Genomic DNA, 2,896 nt, shown 5'->3' with positions numbered 1-2,896 from the left:
TCGATGAGCGAGAGTTCCGGCATTTCCTGTGCAATCTGTTCCATGATTGCGATAAAAATTTCGTCCATATCGTTATTGGTTTAAAATGTTGGTAATTTCCTGGTCCACCTTTTCCCGGATACGCCGGTTCAATTCTTCGCTTTCGCCCATGAACTGGCGCTGCGGGATGCGGATGTGCAGTTTCTTTTTTTGGGTAAGCGCCATGTTCCTCCAGAACTGTGCCTGCGGATTCAGTTCCTTCGGCTTGGAACGTCGTTTGACGCGTTTCTTTTGCCCTGTGCCGGCTTTTTTTCTTTTTCCCGAAGCCTTGTAGAACTTGGCCCATGCAAAGCGCCTCATGCGGTCTGTGACGGTGACATCGATTTCCCCGCCCCAGTTGTTGATGGGTGCATAGACCACCTCGTTGAATACCCTTACCCGGTAGTCTGCAGGTGTATATCCGACCGATTTGAACAGATGCTTCCTACTGGAGAGCAGCGTGCCGTAGTTGCTGGCGGCATCGGAACCTCCCGAGGACAGCCGTTTGGCTTTGGGCCAAGGGTGAAGACCGCCATTGACAAATCCACCCTGCCGGAAGTTGTCCTGAAAATGGTCTTTGGCCATTCGTCCTACCATGACCGGCATTTTGCGTCGCATCATGCTATCTAGTCTGTCACGTTTCCGCTTTATCAGTTCTGCAAAATCTTTTATGTCCATAATCATCAGTAATTCAAGAATAATTTATAACTTTGCAACCAAGGCTTTCAATATGCCTTTTATGCGTTATGAATATACCGGAACAAGTAAAGAACGAGGCGCGTACGCTTATTGAGCAATACGGTGACACCTTCGAATACCTTGGTATTTATGAAGGCCAGGAAGCCTATGTGTTCAAGTTTCCGGAAGACTCCTGTACCGGTTATCCTTTCGTCTATCTGTATGACGGTAAAGACGCGACCGAAATAACCGGTCCGTTATCCCTTGACGTTATCGATTCATGTATCGAAAATATCGAGGAAGGAGACATCGAATAATTTATTGTCAATTCTCAGGACTCCCCTGCAGCTGTGGGAAGTCGCAGCTCCTATTTCACATAAATATTTCACATCTTTCCATTCCATTCCGGAACCGGCAGAATTGTCGCTTTGGGGTTCTATGTACCTTAGTTCGCCGTCTGCGAACCGTTGCAGGATTGTAGCATGCCCGCCCCCGCTTTTCCAGCCGATACTCAATTCATACACGCCTTCTTCCTTACATACCTCATTGAAATACTCCATGTACCTTTTAGGGGTCATTTTCAGATACCCTTTGTGCGCAAGCCAGCTGTTTATACTTATATGTTGCGCCGGAGTACCGTCGGTGTTTTTCCAGACTTCAAAAGCACGTCCATTACTCAGGTATTCAAGTTTAGACCCTGCGACATTGCCTTTGGCGGTAATATCCCATCCACGTAATCGTAAAGCGTATGCCGGTGCGCAAGTCTGGCAGTTGATACTGTATGGAGTATCCCGTTTTTTATCGTAATCGCTGTTCTTCCGGTATCTGTTTCCCCTTTTATCACGATATATCCCGTTAGGATCAGGAATATACTCGTCCACGTGTTTGGGATTCGCATTCTGTTTATCCGCCTTATCCACATCCATAGGTTTTCCTTTTTTGATTTTAAGAGCCTTTTCCATTTCGAGGTTGTTCCGGGCAATGGCCATTTTTTCCTCCCCGGTAAGGTAGTCCGGCATTTCCGCAATCATCTCGTCAATACGGGCCATAAGTTTATCCACAGCTTTTTGGGCACCTTTGTGGGCCTCTGCCTGATATGGATGATTGTCGGAAAACAGTTTGCCGTCCGTTCCCGGATTGTTATCCAGTCCGGGCTGGGGCTTGTTCTTGTCGTCTTCGTCCGGAAGTGGTGTCGGCTCCTCGTCGGTGGCAGTGAGGTCGCATTTGCAGTTCCACCGGTCGCCCGGTCGGTGGATGTTCCAGAACGTGTCATCAATCGGCCGGATGGTATTCCAGAACGGGCGGTGGTCAGCCCCCGGATGAATGGAGGTGGACGGTAGCCATTTGAGGTTGGGCAGAATATCGCGTTCGCGCAGGAACTGTTGCCAGTCAGCCGCCTGATGCGCCCGGATGACCGCCGTATCATACTCCGTCCGCAGCCAGTGACGAACCTGATGGGAAGCAATGGGCAAGACTTCCTGTACCCATTTGTCGAACGGTTTTAAAATGCCGTTTGAATCCAATAAAAGTCGTGCCATGTCATTCTGCATACGATGTACCTTGAATGCCGAGAATACGGCATTGTTCCGGAGTATGGCATTTCTGAAATCCTCGTCCGGAGTAATGGCCTTGGATTTGCTGAACCCTTCCTTTGCCGCCTTGTCCATCTTTGCCCATATTTCATTGAACAGGTTGATTTCGATTTCGGTTGCCGGATGAAAGTCCCTGCTGTATATGTTCAGCAAGGCACGCCTCAGCACCTCTTCGGAGAAGTCAAACTCCATGGAGATGCTGCCATTATCAGCCGCATACAGTCTGTCGACTACCAGTCTAAAGCTGCCCCGTCTGCCGGGGCTTTCACGAAAAAACCTTTGAGCCAGTTCCGGAAGTTTTTTTTCTGTTTCGGTGTCGGTTCATCATCCCGTCCCTTATTCGCTGGCTCCGGCTCCTTCTTCGGGCTTGGAATCTGGTCGGCTTGTTCAGCCGTCTTTTGTTCCGCCTTCAGCTGCTCGTAATTGGCCGGTTTGTCGATACCGAATTCCTCATAGAGATAATCGTCGTCGATGGGGATGTTGAAGTTCTTCTTCAGCTGCGTGAGGATGGATATTTTGGTACCGGCATCTGTTTCTTTCGGTTCCGGAAAGCAGAATGTCCCCCCTTCAGTATTGATGCCCATGCGCAGCAGAATGTCCGTCATGTC

At 49.2% G+C, this 2,896-nt stretch carries 3 protein-coding genes and 1 pseudogene; 1 reads left to right on the top strand and 3 read right to left on the bottom strand.

The genetic code is table 11. The features are described 5' to 3' along the window. Positions 1-72: 72 nt before the first annotated feature. Positions 73-696, bottom strand: a complete 624-nt coding sequence (locus LPH68_RS25960; RefSeq protein ID WP_230297250.1) for a hypothetical protein — start codon at positions 694-696, stop codon at positions 73-75. A 68-nt stretch (positions 697-764) separates the two neighbouring features. Between LPH68_RS25960 and LPH68_RS25955 the strand changes: the two genes are divergently transcribed. Further along, the gene (locus LPH68_RS25955; protein WP_117748475.1) at positions 765-1,013 is read left to right on the top strand and encodes a hypothetical protein; all 249 of its coding nucleotides are present in this window, start codon (positions 765-767) and stop codon (positions 1,011-1,013) included. Here LPH68_RS25955 and LPH68_RS25950 read toward each other — a convergent pair. Both LPH68_RS25950 and LPH68_RS25945 read right to left on the bottom strand, forming a co-directional pair. Then, positions 975-2,480: a toxin glutamine deamidase domain-containing protein gene (locus LPH68_RS25950; protein WP_217315485.1), complete on the bottom strand. Its 1,506-nt coding sequence runs from the start codon at positions 2,478-2,480 to the stop codon at positions 975-977. The genes LPH68_RS25955 and LPH68_RS25950 overlap by 39 nt on opposite strands. 38 nt (positions 2,481-2,518) lie before the next feature. After that, positions 2,519-2,896, bottom strand: a pseudogene (locus LPH68_RS25945) (hypothetical protein); the annotation flags it as partial.

Origin of the sequence: Bacteroides sp. 1_1_30, from assembly GCF_020982715.1 — a bacterium.
Classification (GTDB): domain Bacteria; phylum Bacteroidota; class Bacteroidia; order Bacteroidales; family Bacteroidaceae; genus Bacteroides; species Bacteroides xylanisolvens.
The sequence above is the reverse complement of the archived record's forward strand: the minus strand, read 5'-3'. Positions and strand labels throughout refer to the sequence as shown.